Origin of the sequence: Aeromonas sp. 604443 (assembly GCF_049170315.1) — a bacterium.
Classification (GTDB): Bacteria; Pseudomonadota; Gammaproteobacteria; order Enterobacterales; family Aeromonadaceae; genus Aeromonas; species Aeromonas veronii_A.
In genome coordinates this window covers 422,739-440,895 of record NZ_JAAKMI010000001.1, presented here as the reverse complement: position 1 = coordinate 440,895, position 18,157 = coordinate 422,739, and the positions used below count along the sequence as shown (strand labels likewise).

General features: G+C 58.9%; 13 protein-coding genes and 2 pseudogenes. 7 read left to right on the top strand and 8 right to left on the bottom strand.

The features are described 5' to 3' along the window. Positions 1-12 precede the first annotated feature (12 nt). The 5 genes from rplY to G5380_RS01800 form a co-directional block, all read right to left on the bottom strand. Positions 13-300 carry a 50S ribosomal protein L25 gene (gene rplY, locus G5380_RS01820; protein ID WP_005345280.1) on the bottom strand — a complete coding sequence of 96 codons (288 nt, stop codon included), beginning with the start codon at positions 298-300 and terminating at the stop codon, positions 13-15. A 115-nt stretch (positions 301-415) separates the two neighbouring features. Continuing rightward, positions 416-1,249, bottom strand: coding sequence for a hypothetical protein (locus tag G5380_RS01815; protein ID WP_216953527.1), 834 nt, complete (start codon positions 1,247-1,249; stop codon positions 416-418). A 95-nt stretch (positions 1,250-1,344) separates the two neighbouring features. Further along, entirely contained in the window at positions 1,345-5,259 is a 3,915-nt protein-coding gene (gene hrpA, locus G5380_RS01810) for an ATP-dependent RNA helicase HrpA (RefSeq protein ID WP_421352281.1), read from the bottom strand. A 240-nt stretch (positions 5,260-5,499) separates the two neighbouring features. Continuing rightward, positions 5,500-5,922: a CBS domain-containing protein gene (locus G5380_RS01805; RefSeq protein WP_421208468.1), complete on the bottom strand. Its 423-nt coding sequence runs from the start codon at positions 5,920-5,922 to the stop codon at positions 5,500-5,502. A 121-nt stretch (positions 5,923-6,043) separates the two neighbouring features. Next, positions 6,044-7,321: an HD domain-containing phosphohydrolase gene (locus G5380_RS01800; RefSeq protein ID WP_421208466.1), complete on the bottom strand. Its 1,278-nt coding sequence runs from the start codon at positions 7,319-7,321 to the stop codon at positions 6,044-6,046. Positions 7,322-7,541: 220 nt separating this feature from the next. Here G5380_RS01800 and G5380_RS01795 point away from each other — a divergent pair. Both G5380_RS01795 and G5380_RS01790 read left to right on the top strand, forming a co-directional pair. Next, a pseudogene (locus G5380_RS01795) lies at positions 7,542-7,686 on the top strand (IS5/IS1182 family transposase); the annotation flags it as partial. A 135-nt stretch (positions 7,687-7,821) separates the two neighbouring features. Then, a pseudogene (locus G5380_RS01790) lies at positions 7,822-8,861 on the top strand (IS481 family transposase). Between the two features lie 115 nt (positions 8,862-8,976). Here G5380_RS01790 and G5380_RS01785 read toward each other — a convergent pair. Further along, complete coding sequence (locus G5380_RS01785; protein ID WP_421235802.1) at positions 8,977-10,038, bottom strand: tyrosine-type recombinase/integrase; 1,062 nt, start codon at positions 10,036-10,038, stop codon at positions 8,977-8,979. Positions 10,039-10,350: 312 nt separating this feature from the next. On the opposite strand from G5380_RS01785, the gene sbcB reads away from it, so the two are divergent. Further along, positions 10,351-11,778, top strand: coding sequence for an exodeoxyribonuclease I (gene sbcB, locus G5380_RS01780; RefSeq protein WP_421352280.1), 1,428 nt, complete (start codon positions 10,351-10,353; stop codon positions 11,776-11,778). Between the two features lie 155 nt (positions 11,779-11,933). Next, complete coding sequence (locus G5380_RS01775) at positions 11,934-12,434, top strand: hypothetical protein (protein WP_005360277.1); 501 nt, start codon at positions 11,934-11,936, stop codon at positions 12,432-12,434. A 78-nt stretch (positions 12,435-12,512) separates the two neighbouring features. Here the strand turns inward: G5380_RS01775 and G5380_RS01770 are convergent, their stop codons facing one another. Continuing rightward, complete coding sequence (locus tag G5380_RS01770) at positions 12,513-14,222, bottom strand: glycoside hydrolase family 36 protein (protein ID WP_421352279.1); 1,710 nt, start codon at positions 14,220-14,222, stop codon at positions 12,513-12,515. 160 nt (positions 14,223-14,382) lie between these two features. Between G5380_RS01770 and G5380_RS01765 the strand changes: the two genes are divergently transcribed. The 3 genes from G5380_RS01765 to cdd all read left to right on the top strand — a co-directional run bounded on the left by G5380_RS01765 (position 14,383) and on the right by cdd (position 16,492). Next, complete coding sequence (locus G5380_RS01765) at positions 14,383-14,739, top strand: CidA/LrgA family protein (RefSeq protein WP_005333279.1); 357 nt, start codon at positions 14,383-14,385, stop codon at positions 14,737-14,739. Beyond that, positions 14,736-15,422, top strand: coding sequence for an LrgB family protein (locus G5380_RS01760; RefSeq protein ID WP_421208462.1), 687 nt, complete (start codon positions 14,736-14,738; stop codon positions 15,420-15,422). The genes G5380_RS01765 and G5380_RS01760 overlap by 4 nt, the downstream gene beginning before the upstream one ends. A gap of 185 nt (positions 15,423-15,607) precedes the next feature. Next, a complete protein-coding gene (gene cdd / locus G5380_RS01755) occupies positions 15,608-16,492 on the top strand; it encodes a cytidine deaminase (protein WP_005333283.1) in 885 nt (294 codons plus the stop codon). Positions 16,493-16,626: 134 nt separating this feature from the next. On the opposite strand, the gene G5380_RS01750 is transcribed toward cdd, so the two are convergent. Further along, on the bottom strand, positions 16,627-18,012 hold the full coding sequence (locus tag G5380_RS01750) for a tryptophanase (RefSeq protein WP_421352278.1): 1,386 nt from the start codon (positions 18,010-18,012) through the stop codon (positions 16,627-16,629). Between the last annotated feature and the right edge of the window lie 145 nt (positions 18,013-18,157).

Below are 18,157 nucleotides of genomic sequence, written 5' to 3'. Positions count from 1 at the left end.
GACGGTTCGTGATTAAACGCGAACGAAGTCCAGGTGAACCAGCTTGTAACGTACCGGGTGACGCTGGATAGCTTTCACTTTCACGTTAACTTCTTCGCCGTTGATAACCAGAGTCAGTACGGACTCATAGAATTCCGGCTTTTCTTGGGCCAGGATGAATTTCTTGTGGTCAACAGTGATGGACTGGGCTTCTTTGCCTGCACCGTAAACGATGGCAGGAACTTGGTCAGCTTGACGCAGGCGGCGGCTCGCACCTTTCCCCAGGTCAGAACGGACTTCAGCTTGGAATACGAAAGACATAGTATGTATCTCTTTTAAAGGAATGTATGGTGCAAACTGCGACCGGTCAGCACCTCGCAAAACGAGCGCGAATACTACCATGGGCCAATAGCGGATACAAGGCTCATCCCGCGCTTTAACGCCCCTGCTCAAGACGAGCAAATTGCTGTTGCCGCTGGGCCGGACTCAACGCATCAAACTGCGCAAGCGTCTCGGCGCGAGGACAGTAGAGCCCCTCCCCGGTTTTGACCCGGATACTGTTACCGAGGCCCGCCCTGTTTTCTGCGGCCAAGGCCAGCAGATAGCTGTAAGTATCTGCCCCCACCCTGCTGGATAGCTGATTGGCGATGCGCCACAGCGTCTCACCCGCCGCGACCCGATGGCACACTGAGCGCCCCTCGCCAACCGCCGGCGCAGAGAGTGTCAGTGTGGTGCTATCAGATGACACGCTGGCCGCCAGCAGACCATCACTGCGACTCCCCCTCTCGCCAACTGCGGCACCAAGCAACGCCAGCAATGGCTCTGCTTCGTAGCGGGGGGCGACCGCCAACTGAACCGGCATGGCACGAGGAACGTTGAACTCGGCGATAAAGGGCGCTATGGGTTGCGATGGCTCAAAAGGTGAAACACTGCCATGCTGCACGGTTGCAGCGACCTGGCCGGGGGCGACCCCGTAAGCCATCTCGTCGATGCGCCGCAGTCTTGCCAGATAGGTTTTGGAGAGCTGCGCCTCCCCCTCGAACAGATCGAAAGGGGGGACCAGCCGAGCGGGAAAGAGGATCTGCCAGCGACCATGCTTCTGCTTTTGGGCCAGCGGCGGAAACTGATTGCCACGCCAGGCCACAAACATCGCTGGTGGCGTGCGCGCCAGCGGGTAATATTCCGGGTTCAACTGCACCCAGGTTTGTTCCGCAATGGGTTGATAACCGCTGATCACCACCTGCGCCACACTCAACCAGACCCCCAGCATCCTTGCCTCCCTGACTTGCGGTTTGAAGGGGCTACCTGACCGGCAACCCCTTCTTATCACGCGCTATCATGCTGTTAAAACAGTTAGATAGCAGCTTAGCACTGAGCGATGGCGTTAAGCACCCGTTTATCGGAGACCGGATAAGGGGTGCCCAGATTCTGGGCGAAGAACGACACCCGCAGCTCCTCGATCATCCAGCGGATATTGGCCACCTCGGTGGGCACCAGCTGGGATTTGGGGATCTTGGCCAGCAGCGCCTTGTACTCCGACTCCACACTGTGCACCTTGAGCATGTAGACCCGATCCCGGTTGGAATCGATGGCCAGCTTCTCCAGACGTCGCTCGATGGCCCGCAGGTAACGCAGCAAGTCAGGCAGCCGCTGCCAGCCGGTCTCGGTGACAAAGCCCTTGTGAATAAGGTTGCCGAGCTGCTGCTGGATATCTGACATGGCAAAGGCGGTGTCGAGCTGCATCTTGCCCTTGAGCCGCTTCTTGATCTCATGGGAGAGCGTCAGCACGGCTTCCACCTGCTTGGCCACCTCCACCACCGCATCGTTGAGCTCGGCGCGAACATACTCCTTGAGCGCCTCGAAACCGGCCTCGTCCCAAGCCAGCCCGCCATGCTGCTCGATCAGCTTGTCGCAGCCACAGGCAATGCAGTCGTCAATCAGCTCCGCCACCTTGCCAAACGGGTTGAAATAGAGCCCGAGCTTGGCCTTGTTGGGCAGCTTCTCCTGCAGATACTTGATGGGCGATGGCACGTTGAGCAGCACCAGCCGGCGCTGACCGGCCCACATCAGCTGCTGTTGCACCACCGGGCTCTCCATCAGCTGGATGGCTACCGAATCCTTCTCGTCTACCAACGCCGGATAGGCTTTCACCTCGAAGCCGCCCCGCTTCTGGCTGTACTCTTGCGGCAGCTCGCCAAAGCTCCACAGGGTGAGACCGGATTGTTCGATGTCATCGTCCGCCACTTGCGACAGGGTCTCCTGCACCTTGCCACGCAGCGACTCTTTCAAGGCTTCCAGATCTTTGCCTTCCGCCACCTTCTTGTGCTTGTCGTCCACCACTCGGAAGGTGAGTTTCAGGTGATCGGGTACCGCAGCCCAGTCCCAGGATTCGCGAGGTACGGTGACACCGGTCATGCGGCGAAGCTGACGCTCCATCTCGTCCAGCAGCGGTCCCTGTTCGGGCTTGATGCTGGCAAGCAGCGCATCGGCATAGTTTGGCGCCGGCACGAAGTTCTTGCGCATCGGCTTGGGCATCGACTTGATGAGGGCCACCAACAGCTCATGGCGCAGCCCGGGGATCAGCCACTCGAACCCCTTCACCTCCACCTGATTCAGGAGCGGCAGCGGAATATGCAGGGTCACGCCATCCGCCGCCTCCCCCGGCTCGAACTGATAGGTCAACTTGAGCTTGAGGCGCCCCTGCTGCCAGAAGTTGGGGTAGTCGAGATCGCTGATGTGGGCCGCATCCCCCTTCATCAGCATCTCTTTCTCGAAGTTGAGCAGTTCGGGATCCCGCTTTTGCGCCTCTTTCCACCACTTGTCGAAGTGGCGGGAGGAGATCACCTCCTCCGGCAAACGAGCATCGTAGAAGCGGAACAAGTCCTCGTCATCCACCAGGATGTCGCGCCGACGGGATTTGTGCTCCAGCGCCTCCACCTCGGCCAAGAGCTTGCGGTTATCGCTGAAGAAACGGTGACGGGTCTCGAAATCTCCCTCCACCAGCGCGCGGCGGATAAACAGCTCACGACACAGCGCCGGATCGATGCGGCTGAAGTTGATGGTGCGCTCATTGACCAGAGTCAGACCATAGAGGGTCACCTTCTCCTTGGCCATCACGGCGCCATTTTTCTTCGACCAGTGGGGGTCGCTGTGGTGCAACTTGATGAGATGGCCCGCCAGCGGCTCCACCCACTCGGGCTCAATCTTGGCGTTGATACGGGCGTAGAGGCGCGAGGTTTCCACCAATTCTGCGGCCATCACCCACTTGGGCGGCTTCTTGAACAGACCCGAGGCCGGGAAGAGGTGGAAACGGCCATTGCGAGCACCGAGGAACTCGGGCTTTTCCAAATCCTTGTTGCCGATATGACTCAAAAGGCCGGTCAACAGCGCGCAATGCACCGTCTTGAAATCTGCCGGTTCATGGTTGGCTTTAAAACCAAGCTCTTTCACCGTCTGACGCAGCTGGAAATGGATATCCTGCCATTCGCGCACCCGCAGGTAGGAGAGAAACTCCTTCTGGCACATGCGGCGGAACGGGTTGCTGCCAAGGGCATCCTGCTGCTCTTTCAGGTAGTTCCACAGATTGACGAAGGCGAGGAAGTCGGAATCCTTGTCCTCAAAGCGCCTGTGCTGTTCGTCGGCGGCCTGCTTCTTCTCCATGGGCCGCTCGCGGGGATCCTGAATGCTGAGGGCCGCAGTGATCACCATCACCTCGCTCAAGCAGCCGGTCTGCGCCGCGCTGATCACCATCTTCGCCAAACGCGGATCAAGGGGGATGCGCGAGAGCTGGCGACCGGTCTCGGTCAGCTGCAACTTGGCTTCGCGCTCGCCGGTGGCGGGCAGCTCGCGCACCGCCTCCAGCTCCTTCAAGAGGGTCAGGCCGTCCTTGATATGGCGCGACTCTGGTGGCTCGACGAAGGGGAAAGCCTCCATATTGCCAAGGCCGAGCGCCAGCATCTGCAGGATGACGGAGGCCAGGTTGGTGCGCAGGATCTCGGGGTCGGTGAAGGCAGGGCGGCTGTTAAAATCCTCCTCCGAGTAGAGGCGGATACAGATGCCGTCCGCCACCCGACCGCAACGCCCTTTACGCTGGTTGGCGCTGGCCTGGGAGACCGGCTCGATGGGCAGGCGCTGCACCTTGGTACGCCAGGAGTAGCGGCTGATGCGGGCTGTGCCCGGATCGATGACGTAGCGAATGCCCGGCACCGTCAGCGAGGTCTCCGCCACGTTGGTGGCAAGCACGATGCGCCGCCCAGCATGGGGCTGGAACACCTTGTTCTGCTCGGCGTTGGAGAGGCGGGCGTAGAGCGGCAGCACCTCGGTGTCGCGCAGATTGAGCTTGCGCAAGGCATCGGCGGTATCGCGGATCTCCCGCTCGCCGTTCATGAAGATAAGAATGTCCCCGAGCCCCTCGCGGGCCAGCTCTTCCACCGCGTCGAAGATCCCCTGCAGTTCGTCGCGCTCTTCAAGACCTTCGCTCTTGTCACTGCTTTTTTTATCAACAAATAGCGGACGGTAGCGCACCTCCACCGGATAAGTGCGACCGGAGACCTCGATCACCGGCGCCTTGTTGAAATGGCGGGAGAAACGTTGCGGGTCTATGGTGGCCGAGGTGATGATCACCTTGAGATCGGGGCGCTTGGGCAGCAGTTGCTTGAGATAGCCCAGAATGAAGTCGATATTGAGGCTGCGCTCGTGGGCCTCATCGATGATGATGGTGTCGTACTGGGTGAGCATCCGGTCGTTCTGGATCTCCGCCAGCAAAATACCGTCAGTCATCAGCTTGATGTGGGTCTGCTCGCTCACCTGATCGGTAAAGCGCACCTTGTAACCCACGTAGTGACCGAGTTCGGACTCCATCTCCTCGGCAATACGGGCCGCCACAGTGCGGGCCGCCAGACGGCGCGGCTGGGTGTGGCCGATGAAGCCCTTGACCCCACGCCCAAGCGCCAGACAGATCTTGGGGATCTGGGTGGTTTTGCCCGAGCCTGTTTCCCCTGCAATGATCACCACTTGATGTTCTTGAATGGCCTTGGCGATCTCCGCCTGCTTCTGGCTCACTGGCAGGTTGTCAGGATAAGTGACCTTGGGCACTCCGGCCAGACGGGTTTGATAACGCACTTCGGCGACGGCCAAATCAGCGGCGATGGTCTCCAGTACGGCGGCCTGTTTGCCTTCAGGCAGCTTCTTGACCCCGTGCAGACGGCTGGAGAGGCGGCGGGCGTCGAGATTCATGCAGGCAGAGAGACGGCGGCGCAGCGCCTCGATAGAGAGAGACAAGGTACGAATTCCTTAAATAGGTGCCCAAAGGGGCCATATCGATAAGCTGGGAGCGATCCTAAAGAGCGAGCGGGGGCGGTGCAAGCCTTAACGTAGCGTTATATATGGGAAGACAGAGAGATTGGCCGCTCCTCAAACATGACAAAACAACCATTGTAAGATGGCATAACATGAATAAATGGCAGCATATTAAATAGCCAAGGCAAGCCGAAGCTTGCCTTGGGAGAGAGAAAAACAGGGTTAACCGTGGGAATGATGGACAAAACAGGTGGTGAGCTGGGCGTGAATGGCCTGCATGACGTTGTGGCGATTGATGACACCGAGCAGGCGTCCCTCCTCCACTACCGGATAGATCTTCGGCTTTTGCCCCATCATCATCTCCGCCAGACTCAAAATGCTGGTATCGGGTCCCACCGACAACACCTCCTTGCGCATCACATCCTTGACCTGCGCCACCTGTTCGCAGTGATAGGCCTCTTTAAGCAGCACTGCGATGCAATCCTGCTCGGAGATCCAGCCAATCAGATGGCCCTGCCCATCCACCACCGGGCCACCGAGCTGATGACTGTTCAGAAATTTCTCGACCGCAGCCTGCACCATCATGTCTGCAGTGAAGGTAATAGGTCTGCTCTGCATATAATCCCTGGCTTTTAGCGATTCCATATCAATTCCCCTATCCATAGTCCAATCAGGCTGGCGTCTTGCGCGTCAGTACCGGCACCACGCACGGCTTGCTCCAAGCATAGCTGGCTCACTGCCGGATGGGTCAGCCTCTCCTCCCCCATCAACCGATTGCATATCTGTTTTCATTGGCCGGCATGGCCGCAGCCATCATCTGTGGCAGATGATCCGCTAACGTCGCCACCACGACAGGATCTACCCGACCCTGAGCCGCCAGTTGTTGCATAAAGGCCAGAGCATCACGAGCAGGCAGCCCACGTCGATAAGGTCTGTCCTGCACCATGGCCTGGAAAATATCGGCTACCCGCAGGATGCGCGCTTCGAGCGCCATGGCGGATGCCGGCAGATGGAACGGATAGCCCTCCCCGTCAGGCTCCTCATGGTGATAGGCCGCCCAGCAGGCTATCTCCTCAAACCCTTCGATATGACGCAGGATCTGGTAGGTTTCGAAACTGTGGGTATTGATGATTGCCCGCTCCTCCGGCGTCAAGCCGGCAGGTTTGTCCAATATTTCATCAGGAACCCTCAACTTGCCGAGATCATGCAACAGCCCTGCAATTTCGAGCATGTCACAATGGACACTACTAACCCCCAGCCGCTCAGCCAGGGCACGCGAAAGACGGCTCACTCCGAGGGAGTGTGTCATAGTGAATGGACTTTTGGCATCAACGATACCCGAGAAGATCCTGGCCAACGCTTTTAGCTCACCATTATCGGTGATGCAGGACTCCCGCTGCCTCAGCATCTCGTGCATGTAATCATTGATGGCTCGCGCCTCCAGTTGCAACCAGAACGCCTCCGAGCGGGAGGCTTGGAGAAAACCATCCAACAGATCGGTGGCAAAGAACTCGTCACGGCAATCCTGCAGGCGTGCACGGATCTCGTGTGTATGCATTAACAATGAGCCATCGCCATAGAATGGGGCAGCCAGCGCATCGCAACGATCCACCAGAAAGATAAGGTTGGCCTGACGAGCAACCCGGGGGTCCACATCGGCCATCTCGCGCAAGAGATGCCAGTGGGTATGATGATAACGGATAGGCAGTGCCAACGGGGCCAGCAAGCGGAAATCCTTGAGCAGCTGATATCCTACCTCGCAGTGACGCTGGGAGGACTCCCAATCGAACTCACTAACCAGATGGTGATGGGTGATGGTCGAGGAGACACCAATATCGTGCAGCACGCCGAGCTCAAACAACAAACAACATTCAGCTGTATCCAGCCCCAATACCCGACCACACTCGGCCGCCATGATCCCGACCCGTTTACCATGGGCCACATCGCCAATTCCTACCAGATCCAGTGACGCAGACAAGGCATAAACGACCTGTCTGAGATCCACCTGAAGCGAGCACGAACCGGCTTCCTGCGCTCTGTTCATGATCCCTGTCCCATGCTTTTTTGTGATTATGCAAGGGTGTCGTTTTACTCCTTGCTACTGATAAATCTAGTCATTAATCCCATGGTTTACCTCATCACGGTTTTTCAAAAAGCAGTGCAAAGAGGCTTATAGAGCCCTTGTATCCCTACTACCGCTCAACCGGGCCTCTTTCACGCGAACAAGACCTGCTGCTCGATGGGATTGCCGGGATACACCCAACCGGCGTAGAAGGATAAAAGCGGTCATCGCACAGCATGTGCGAGCAGTCGCGACACCATAAGGTTCCGCACACTGGTGTTAAACAAAGCTCGTTATTGCAGCTAAATGCAGTCGCGCGGTGCTTCGGATGGCTGAAGAGGTTTCAGATATGAAAAACAGGCGAGAGGTTATGCTGTATGGAAATGGTATTCACCTGACAGTTGCCCACAAAAGGGAGTGGTCATACGGCTTCAAACCGGATAACAAAACGGTACCCCTACCGTGTTATCTTGAGTCACCATATTACCACCAACGAGAAAGTAGCACGTCGTAAACTCAGCCTGCTAGAGCTTGCCAAAGAGCTCAATAATGTCAGCAAAGCCTGCAAGCTCATCGGCTACAGCCGTCAGCAGTTCTACGAAATTCGCCGTAATTACCAGACCTATGGCGCCGAGGGATTGCTCGACAAATTGCCCGGCTGTAAAGGGGCTCATCCCAACCGGGTTGCGCCCGAGATTGAACAGGCCATCCTCGATTACTCCCTCACCAGACTAACTCATGGCCCGCAGCGGGTCGCACAAGAACTGGCTCTGCAAGGCATCAACGTCAGTGCGGGCGGTGTGCGTGGCGTGTGGCAACGGCACGACTTGCTCTCCAAACACGACCGCTTGCTGCGCCTTGAGAAAACACACCGGGAGCTGACCATTGAGCTCAATGACGAGTAAATTCGCCTGTTCGAGCGTCTCAGCCCAGAGTTTCGAGAACGTCAGATTGAGGTCCACTACACCGGAGAACTGGTGGCTGTCGACACCTTCTTCGTCGGCGCGATCCAAGGGGTTGGCAGGTGTATCAGCAAACCGTGCTGGACTGCTACAGCCGCCACGCCTGGGGACGGCTCTACATCAGCAAGCTGCCGGTGACCTCGGTCTATGTGCTCAATGAAACGGTACTGCCGTTTTCCGAGGCCCACGAGGCACGGGTCTATACCATTCTGTCGGATAACGGGCGCGAGTTCTGTGGGCGCCCAGACCATCATCCCTACGAGCTGTTCCTGCAACTGGAGGGGATTGAGCACCGGACAACCAAGGTACGCAGGCCGCAGAGCAACGGCTTTATCGAACGGCTGCATCGCACACTGCTGGATGAACACTTCCGTATCAAGGGGAGGACGACCTGGTATGAGTCGATAGAGCAGATGCAGACAGACCTGGGTAGCTACCTGGCGCACTACAACACCCAGCGGCCGCATCAGGGCAGGATGATGGAGGGACTGACGCCCTACAGCATGTTCAAGAAGGGTCTGAAATTGATACCGAAGGAAGTGCGCTCTAAAGTAGCGTAAACAAGACACCGGCTTGAGGCCGGTGTCAGGTGATAACTAGATCTGTACACACTTGCGCATGAGGGATACCACCTTTCCCAAACCCATCGACCACCAGCCACTGCGCTGGATAAAGTCACACATCATGGCCTGGATTGACAGCCACAACCGGATCAGTGGCAACGCCTAGCTCCCGCTGGATCACTGTCCACCAGCGCTCATAGGCAGCCGCTTGATCCTCAAGCCAGTCATGTTTGTTGTAAACAGCCATCACGCCAGTCAGGGTGTGCCCCAGCATCACTTCGGTGATATGGGGCGACACCCCCAATTCCGATAGCCTGGTCGACAGCGTTCGACGAGCATCATGAATCCGCCAATGGGGGATCCCCAGGCTGCTGCGCAAGCGGCTCACCAACCGATTACATGAGTGGATCTCTAGCGGACCATTCCCCTCCCCCTGACCGGGGAACAGATAGACCGGGTCCACCGACGCCATGGCGGCTCGTTCGAACAATTGCTTGCCCACCGATGTGATGGGGCGGCGGATAGGCCTGCCGGTCTTGCTGATCTCCGCCGGCACGGTCCAGACCATAGACTCGTAATCGAGGTCCTGACGCCTGAGCGTTCTGGCCTCGGAAAGCCTGCACCCATAGACCAGGCAGAGCAGATGAATCACCTTGTTGCCGGTGCCAGTCCGACTGGCCTCGATGGCCCGCCAGATCTTCGCAACCTCTGGCACCGTCAACACCCGGTGACCGGTCTTAGCGGGAGCGCCAACATCCCTGGCCCGCAGACTCATCATGTTGGGCATGTAGATCGTGCCGCGGCGAGCCTGCCAGTTGAAGCACGCCTTCAATGCCGTGATCACAGCCCGGGTTACCCCTGGTGCCCGCTCACTTATGGTATCGAAATAGCTCAACCACATGTCCATGGTGATCTGGTTGATTGGCCGGTCAGGCAAGCGGTTCTTCACTGACGAGAAGGTATAGAGATAGTATTTCTGGGTGCCTTCTCGGCACTCCCGCATCACGTACTTCTCGAACCACTCATCAAACAAGGCTGCAGGCGTAGGCTCGTCGCCCGAGGCACTGATCCGCGCAACACCGCTTTTGAGCTTATCGGCCTTTATCCGGGCCTCTCGCAAGGTCAGAATCGGGTACCGACCAAGAGAGGTCCGAACCCGCTTCCCGTCGACCACATGCCGAACTTGGAACGCAACTACCCCTTCGGTGAGACCCGGACACTCAACCCATCACCGTCGCTCACTTCGCTCGGGCCAGCATATGGTTTACCATTCAGCCCTCGAAGCCAGCTATCTGATAACGCCATTGCTACCCCATTAAAATTTTGTACCACTCTCATGGGGTATTTTGTACCAGATAATGTACCAGCAGGCCATTGAACAACGTCAGGTTTGGGTGAACGATGAAAGTGTCTTCGGAATTTTCACCTCACCAGAACGGCACTAAACCCTGAAAAATCAATCAGAAGCGCGAACACACAAGAACACATGAGCACATCAGCGAAGCAGACCACCCAGCCCACTTACTACTTCCACGACTACGAGACCTTCGGCATCAGCCCCGCCAAGGACAGGCCATCGCAGTTTGCCGGTATCCGTACTGATGCAGATTTCAACCTCATTGGCGAACCGCTGGTCATCTACTGCAAGCCGCCGGCTGATTACCTGCCAGATCCGGAGGCGTGCCTGATTACCGGTATCACGCCACAAAAAGCGATGAAGGATGGGCTGTGCGAGGCGGATTTCATTCGCCAGATCCACGAGCAATTCGCCACGCCGAATACCTGTGTGCTTGGCTACAACAGCATCCGCTTCGATGATGAAGTGACCCGCTACACCCTCTATCGCAACTTCTATGACCCCTATACCTACAGCTGGCAGAATGGCAACTCTCGGTGGGATATTCTCGACATGCTGCGGGCCTGCTATGCCCTGCGACCAGAGGGGATCGAGTGGGCGTTTGACGATGAGGGGAAACCGAGTTTCAGACTTGAAAAGCTGACGGTCGCCAACGGCGTGACTCACGCCAATGCCCACGACGCACTCTCGGACGTACTGGCCACCATCGAGATGGCCAAGCTGGTGAAAAAGGCCCAACCCAAGCTGTTTGGTTATCTCTTTGACCTTCGCAACAAGAATAAAGTGAAGGCGCTGATTGACGTGGTGACCATGAAGCCGCTGGTGCACGTCTCCGGCATGTTCTCCCCCTGGCAGGGTTGTGCAAGCTGGGTCTCGCCACTCGCCTGGCACCCCACCAACCAGAACGCGGTGATCATGGTGGATCTGACCCGTGACCCCACCCCGCTCATTGAACTCTCCAGCGAGGAGATCCGCGAGCGCCTCTACACCAAGAAAGAGGAGCTGGGGGATCTGGCAAGCATTCCGGTGAAACTTGTGCACATCAACAAGTGCCCGGTGCTGGCACCGGCCGCCACCCTGACGGCGGAGCGCGCCGACGAGCTCGGCATCAATCGGGAGCAGTGCCGCAAGAGCCTGGATCTGCTGCGCGCCCACCCCGAGGTGCGGGAAAAACTGGTGGAAGTGTTCAATCAGGAGTTCGCCGGCAGCAATGAGAGCGACCCCGATACCCAGCTCTACGCCGGATTCTTTGGCCATGGCGACAAGTCCACCATGGATCTGGTGCGTGCCACCCCCGCGGACCTGCTGGGTGAGCGGGAGTTCGCCTTTACCGACGCCCGGCTGCCGGAGATGCTGTTCCGCTACCGCGCCCGCAACTGGCCGCACACCTTGAGCGAAGCGGAGCAGAAACGCTGGCGCCTGCACTGCAGCGACTACTTCAGCCTCCGTCTGCCGGACTACGTGCCCCGTCTCGAGGCGCTGGCAGAGCAGAACCAGAGTAACGAACGGAACTTTGCGATTCTTAAGAGTCTCTACCACTATCTGGAAGATTTATGAGTTGTGAGTAGTTTCACAATAAATCCTTCCCGTCCATCCCCTTCTTCAGGTCATAATGACGAAGGGGATTTCCCCAAAAACCAATATCTTGCAACATCCTGAGCGGATGTCTCCCAAGCAAGAGATCTCTTTGGCCGAACGGAAGCCATTTGCTGATGCCTCGTCACCACGCACTGCTCGGATTACTGGCACTGCTGCCGCTGGCAGCCAACGCCGCATACCGGTTCGATGTGCCGGACTATCTTGCTCGCCTGCCCGAGCAGACCTATCGCATCGTAGAACAGAACTTCAACACCCTTTATCAGCAGACTGATTTCACACCCCTGATCACCAACAGCTACTTCAACGGCTCCCATCTCTACAAGTTTGTCGGGGTACCGCTGGCCATCAGCGCCCAATCAGGTTTCCAGCTGGAGGTGTTTGGTCAGGTCTATAACCGAGCTTCGCAAGCCTATATGCACCTGAGCGAGGATATGTCCCTCTATCGGGTGATGCGGGTCGATCTGATGGGGAACCCCAATGATCAACTGGCCATCGGTTTTGGTCTGGGGGTGCCCATCACCCCGTTGCTGACCCTCAAGGCGATCGCCTCCGGCAGTGATATCCCGGGCTATGGCTCCGCCAAATACGCCGTCGGTTTTGAGTGGCGTTACTGAAAAACGTGGCTGATAACCGCTGATTGAAACAATTCAGGCTCCGTGATGGAGCCTGAATTGTTTATGGTGACGCTGTGATCAGGTGTAGTGGATCACCCGCCCTTCGCCCCCTTGCAGGGTCACAGCCGTACCGACTGCCTGCCCATGCCAAAAATCGGTTCCCCCTTCCGGCAGCAGAAACTCCTGTGGTTGCCCCTCCCAGTTGAAGAGGCAGAGCAGAGTGCCGCCCTCGGGCAGGCTTACTTCGCCACAGGCAAAGTCCATCGACTCGAAACGGGCAGAGGGCGCCCGGGCAGCGCAAAGCGCCAGCAGCTTGAGCAATTGCGCCGCCAGCTCCTCATCGAGATCTTGCAGTCGATCACCAGCCAGCATCATGCCACCGCTTGCCACCAGCGCTGCCAGATGGAAGCTGTAATCCGTCTTGCTTGCCTGCTGGCTTGGCAGATCCCGCAGGCAAATGCAGTCGGGGTCGAGGGCCCAGAGTTTGTCGTTCTGCCAAGCGCGGCAGAAGGCCTCGCGGGCGATCTGGCGATAGCGGTGGCCATTGCGCTCCACGTCATCGCTCACCCGCATGCCGTGAACCAGACCAAGGCTTGGCCAGATGGGGGCGTTGCAACCGAGCAGGAAAGCCCCTTCACCAGCACCACGCAGGATGGCCGCCATACCGCGTCGATAGGCTTCAACCCGGGTGGCGGCCGGATCGTGGAAACGACCACCGTGGATGGCGCCCCAGAAATTGGCATCTAGCTTGAAGTAGTGGATGCCCCACTGCTCGCGCAGGGTTCGGAACACCTGCTCAAGGTGCGCCTGCACCTCGGGGTGGGTGCCGTCCAGCACATACCAGGGAGTACAACGCCAACCGCCATAGGTGACCCGCTCGGAGGGGAGCGGCAGGCCGTCATCCCCCTTCACAAACCAGTCGGGGTGCTCCTGAAACACCTGTGAACCGGGTTCGGCAATAAAGGGCGCGACCCAGAGGGCGGGCTCGCAGCCAGCCTGTTTGATCTCCGCAGCCAGTGCCGCAACGCCCTGCTCGAACTTGGCCGATGGAGTGAGCCAATCGCCCATTTTAGCCTGATAGCCGTCGTCGATCTGCACGTAACGCAGGGCCGGGAAGCGCTCGGCACGCACCTGCAGATTCTCGCGAATATCGGCAGCGCTCACCTCGGCGTAGTAGTGATACCAGGAGCACCAGCCGCTCGGGCGCTCACTCACCTTGCCGATCAGAGAGCCATGTTCGGCCTCGATCAGCCGTGCCAGCTCAGCCAGCAGATCCTCGCGCTCCGCCCCTTCGAGGCAGATCAGCGCCTCGCTCTGCCAGTGCTCACCAGCGGCGAGTTTTCGCCCTTCGCAATTCATCAGGATCTGCAAGCGACCATCGGGATAGAGGCGAAACTCCCCGCCAAAACGGTGGCAGCTGGCAAAGGCGAGCAGCAGCCACCCCTTGCCATGCTCCACCAGCAACAGGTTGTGAATGGTGTGATAGCCATTGTCATCGGTGATGCGATAGACGCTGGCATCGGGGCAACGGCCGACATGTTGTGGTGATTGCCAGCTACCCATGGTCTGGGCCAGCATCTGGAATCCTTCGCCATAGATGGCGCTCTCCACCGGCAGGCCAAGCTTGCCGTCAAATAGCACCCAGCGCTCAACCGGAGTGGCATCAGCGCCAGTGTTGTCGAGTCGCACCCGACACAGGGGCCCTTCCCACTGACGGGTTTGCAGCAGATGGGGTGGCAACGCATTATCATTCGCCAGCTGGCGAAGTCGGGACAAGAGGGATGTCATCACTACTCCTTGTAGTTCGAAAAGGGTTCTATCAGGCACTTTTCAAAAAATGCCAATCAAATCAGCTTCAAATGAACTGATTTCAGTTGTTATTGTTTTAATGCCGCGACCCGGCCTCTCTGGTAAACTGCGATTTTTCTTCCCAGTCGATGAGGTTCACGTGATCGCGCAACGCGCCTTGCTGTACTTTCGTGACTTTATGGTCATCGTCGCCTGCCTGCTGGCAGGCAAATCCGTGGCGGCCATCCTGCCATTTGCCTTTCCCGGCAGCATCATCGGCATGCTGCTGCTGTTCGTCCTGCTCTCCCTTCAGCTTATAAAGCTGCACTGGGTCGAGCTGGGGGCAGGCTTGCTGCTGCGCCACATGGGCGTTTTGTTCGTGCCGGTTGCGGTCGGACTGGTTGCCTGGCTTGAGCCCCTGCGCCAATCCTTCGGCGTCATCATGCTCTGCATCGTGCTCGGGATCGTGCTGATCCTCGCCACCGTCGGTCGGCTCTACCAGAGGATGAACAAATGATCTTCTGGCTAGCCATTCCCCTGACCCTGGCGCTCTATTTCGCCACCCGCACCCTCTATCGCCGTCTGCCCTGGCCCATCATCAACCCAGTGCTGGTGCCGACCGGGGTGATCATCGGCCTGCTACTCTGGTTCAACCTGCCCCTTGAGCAGTACGAACGCGGCAGCAGCCCCATTACCATGCTGCTGGAGCCCGCCGTGGTGGCGCTGGCGCTGCCGCTCTATCAACAGGCGCGCCAGATCCAGGCCAAGCTCAAGCCCATCCTAATCTGTACCCTCGCCTCCGTCTTGATCTCGGTGTGCACAACCCTGCTGATCGGTCATTTTATGGGCACAGATCCGGCGCTGCTCGCCTCATTGGCGACCAAATCGATCACCACCCCGCTAGCCATGAGCGTCAGCCAGTCCATCGGCGGCATTCCCGCCATTGCGGCCGCCGTGGTGGTGGTGGTGGGGATTATCGGTGCCCTGATCGGCTACCCGCTGCTCAAACTGCTGAAAGTGACCGACCCGGAAGCACAAGGGCTCGCCATGGGGGCCTGTGCCCACGCCATCGGCACCGCCACCTCCGCCGAGAAGGGGATCACCCAGGGCGCCTTTGCATCGCTCGCCATGGTGGTATGCGGTATCCTCACCGCTGCCGTCGCGCCCCTCCTTTTTGCCATCTATCACTGGCTCACCTGACCGATGATTAACCACCCCGACGGCTCTGCAGCGCTGTCGGGGTGCGACCTGCCGCACAATTTGCACAAGACAAACGTTTCCATTACCATCCCCCTCCGTTTGCCCATCAGGGCGTGAGCCTGCTCACACATTTACCCGAGCTTGCTCCCTACAATGGCCGCCCAATTGGCCTTTGAGGACACACTATGCATCCCCGTTTTGCCAAGCCATTCGATACCCTCTCTGCCCCGCTCAAAGCAGCCGTGCAGCCCATGCTGGATAGTGCCGACTTCAACGCCCGCTTCACGCCGGAGCAAGTCGCCACCCTGAAAGCCGCCACAGGTCTCGATGATCGCGCCCTGCGCCTCGCCCTGTTGCCGCTGGCTGCTGCCTGCTCGGTGGCACCCATCTCCAAGTTTTACGTCGGTGCCATCGCCTGCGGCCTGAGCGGCACCTGGTACTTCGGTGCCAACATGGAGTTTGCGGGGCAAGGTCTGTTCCACTCGGTCCACGCCGAGCAGTCCGCCATCTCCAACGCCTGGCTGGGCGGCGAGACCGGGATCTCTGAAATCACCGTCAACTACACCCCCTGCGGCCACTGCCGTCAGTTCATGAACGAGCTGAGCACCGCCAAGATCCTGAAAGTCTCTCTGCCCGATGACCTGAGTGCCCTGCAATCCTTCCTGCCCCACTCGTTTGGCCCGGCGGATCTCGACATCACGGATGCGCTGATGAGCCCGCAGGATCACGCAGAGCTTGAGCTTCAAAGCGAAGACCCGCTGTGGCAAGCCGCGCTGGCCGCCGCCCGTCAAAGCTATGCCCCCTATAGCCAGGGCTATGCCGCGGTGGCGTTGCAGTTTGCCGATGGCCGCATCTTCTCTGGCCGCTACGCCGAGAATGCCGCCTTCAACCCCAGCCTGCCGCCGATGCAGATGGCCTGCGCCCATGCGGTGCTTAACGGCGAAGATCTCGCCACCATCCGCCGCGCCGTGCTGCTGGAGAATAAAAACGGCCAGATCAGCCAGCGTGACTCCGCCCAGTCCACTCTTAAGGCGCTGGGCTCGGTCGAGCTGGAGTATCAGGCGGTCTGACCCCCGCTTCGCTTCGATAAACGAAAGCCCCCGCACCTTGGTGCGGGGGCTTTTTTACTGTGCCGTTTAACCGGGAGCGGCCAGTGATTCTCACGGTTTGGCGCGGTTGATCACCCCGTCTGACCGGTTGCTGATCAGACCGGTTTCAGCCGTGCGGTGAAATGGCGCAGCAGCGGCGGCTCGTAGTCAAAGGTGAGCCCGCGAATGTCGCTGGCCCGCGCTTTCACCGCGATCAGACAGTCGGCCACATAGTCCATGTGATCCCGGGTATAGACCCTCCGCGGAATGGTGAGCCGCAACAACTCGAAGTCCGCCGCCTCCTGCTTGCCGGTGGCGGGATCGCGCCCGAGCAGCAGGGAGCCAATCTCCACCCCGCGCACACCCCCTTCCAGATAGAGCTCGCAAGCGAGCGCATGGGCCGGGAACTGCTCGGCCGGAATATGGGGCAGCAGCTTTTTGGCATCCACAAACACCGCATGGCCGCCGGTGGGGGTCTGGATCGGGATACCCGCCTCGGCCAGCCGCTCGCCGAGATAAGCCACCTGACTGATGCGATAGGTGAGATACTCCTCATCCATCCCCTCGCGCAGGCCGATGGCGAGCGCCGCCATGTCCCGCCCGGCAAGGCCGCCATAGGTGACAAACCCCTCCATCGCCACACAGCGCACCTGCACGGCGCGGAACAGATCGAGATCCTCTTTAAAGCAGCAGAGCCCGCCGATATTGACCAGCCCGTCCTTCTTGGCCGACATGGTGAAGATGTCCCCCAGCGCAAACATCTGGCGCACTATCTCCTTGATGCTGCACTTCGCATAAGCCGGATCCCGCTCCTTGATAAACCAGGCGTTCTCGGCAAAGCGGGCGGCATCGATCACCACCGGAATATGGTGGCGACGGGCCAGCTCGGAGACCGCCTCCATATTGGCCATGGAGACCGGCTGGCCACCAGCGCTGTTGCAGGTCACCGTGATGATGATGCCGGCCACGTTGTCGGCCCCCAGGGTCTCGATGGTGTCGCTCAGGCGAGGGAGATCAAAATCCCCCTTCCAGGCATAAGGGGCCGTGGTGTCGAGCGCTTTCGGGGTGAGCAGGTTGATGGCCCGCGCGCCAGCCAACTCCACATGGGCCTTGGTGGTGTCGAAGTGATAGTTGGAGATAAAGACAGGTGCCTTGCCCTTGCAGCGCTTGACCAGCTCGGGGAAGAGGATTTGCTCGGCCCCGCGCCCCTGGTGGGTGGGCATCACATGCTGGTAACCAAAAATGTCGCGCACCGTGCGCTCCAGCTCGACGAAGTTGCGGCTGCCCGCATAGGCCTCATCCCCCATCATGATGCCGGCCCACTGACGGTCGGACATGGCACCTGTGCCACTGTCGGTCAGCAGATCGATATAGACATCCTCGGCCAACAGCAGAAAGGGGTTCCAGCCAGCGGCCTCGAGGGCGGCGCGGCGCTCGGCGCCAGTGGTCTGTTTGATGGGCTCGACCATCTTGATACGAAACGGCTCGGGTATACGACGCATATAAGACTCCTCACCGGCGCAAGGCCAGTGTGTTTGAAATTGGAATTGGCAAAGAAACCGGGGCGATCAGGGTCGTCCGGCTGACAAATTCAAACGGCGGGTGCCGCCAATCAGCGGTGAGGAAAGTCGAAGGTGAGAATGGGAT

Bases quoted from the DNA above. Each gene is read 5' to 3' on its own strand.
- rplY (WP_005345280.1), bottom strand. From the start codon at position 300: ATGTCTTTCGTATTCCAAGCTGAAGTCCGTTCTGACCTGGGGAAAGGT.
- G5380_RS01815 (WP_216953527.1), bottom strand. From the start codon at position 1,249: ATGCTGGGGGTCTGGTTGAGTGTGGCGCAGGTGGTGATCAGCGGTTAT.
- G5380_RS01805 (WP_421208468.1), bottom strand. From the start codon at position 5,922: ATGGAATCGCTAAAAGCCAGGGATTATATGCAGAGCAGACCTATTACC.
- G5380_RS01800 (WP_421208466.1), bottom strand. From the start codon at position 7,321: ATGAACAGAGCGCAGGAAGCCGGTTCGTGCTCGCTTCAGGTGGATCTC.
- sbcB (WP_421352280.1), top strand. From the start codon at position 10,351: ATGAGCACATCAGCGAAGCAGACCACCCAGCCCACTTACTACTTCCAC.
- G5380_RS01775 (WP_005360277.1), top strand. From the start codon at position 11,934: ATGCCTCGTCACCACGCACTGCTCGGATTACTGGCACTGCTGCCGCTG.
- G5380_RS01770 (WP_421352279.1), bottom strand. From the start codon at position 14,222: ATGACATCCCTCTTGTCCCGACTTCGCCAGCTGGCGAATGATAATGCG.
- G5380_RS01760 (WP_421208462.1), top strand. From the start codon at position 14,736: ATGATCTTCTGGCTAGCCATTCCCCTGACCCTGGCGCTCTATTTCGCC.
- cdd (WP_005333283.1), top strand. From the start codon at position 15,608: ATGCATCCCCGTTTTGCCAAGCCATTCGATACCCTCTCTGCCCCGCTC.
- G5380_RS01750 (WP_421352278.1), bottom strand. From the start codon at position 18,012: ATGCGTCGTATACCCGAGCCGTTTCGTATCAAGATGGTCGAGCCCATC.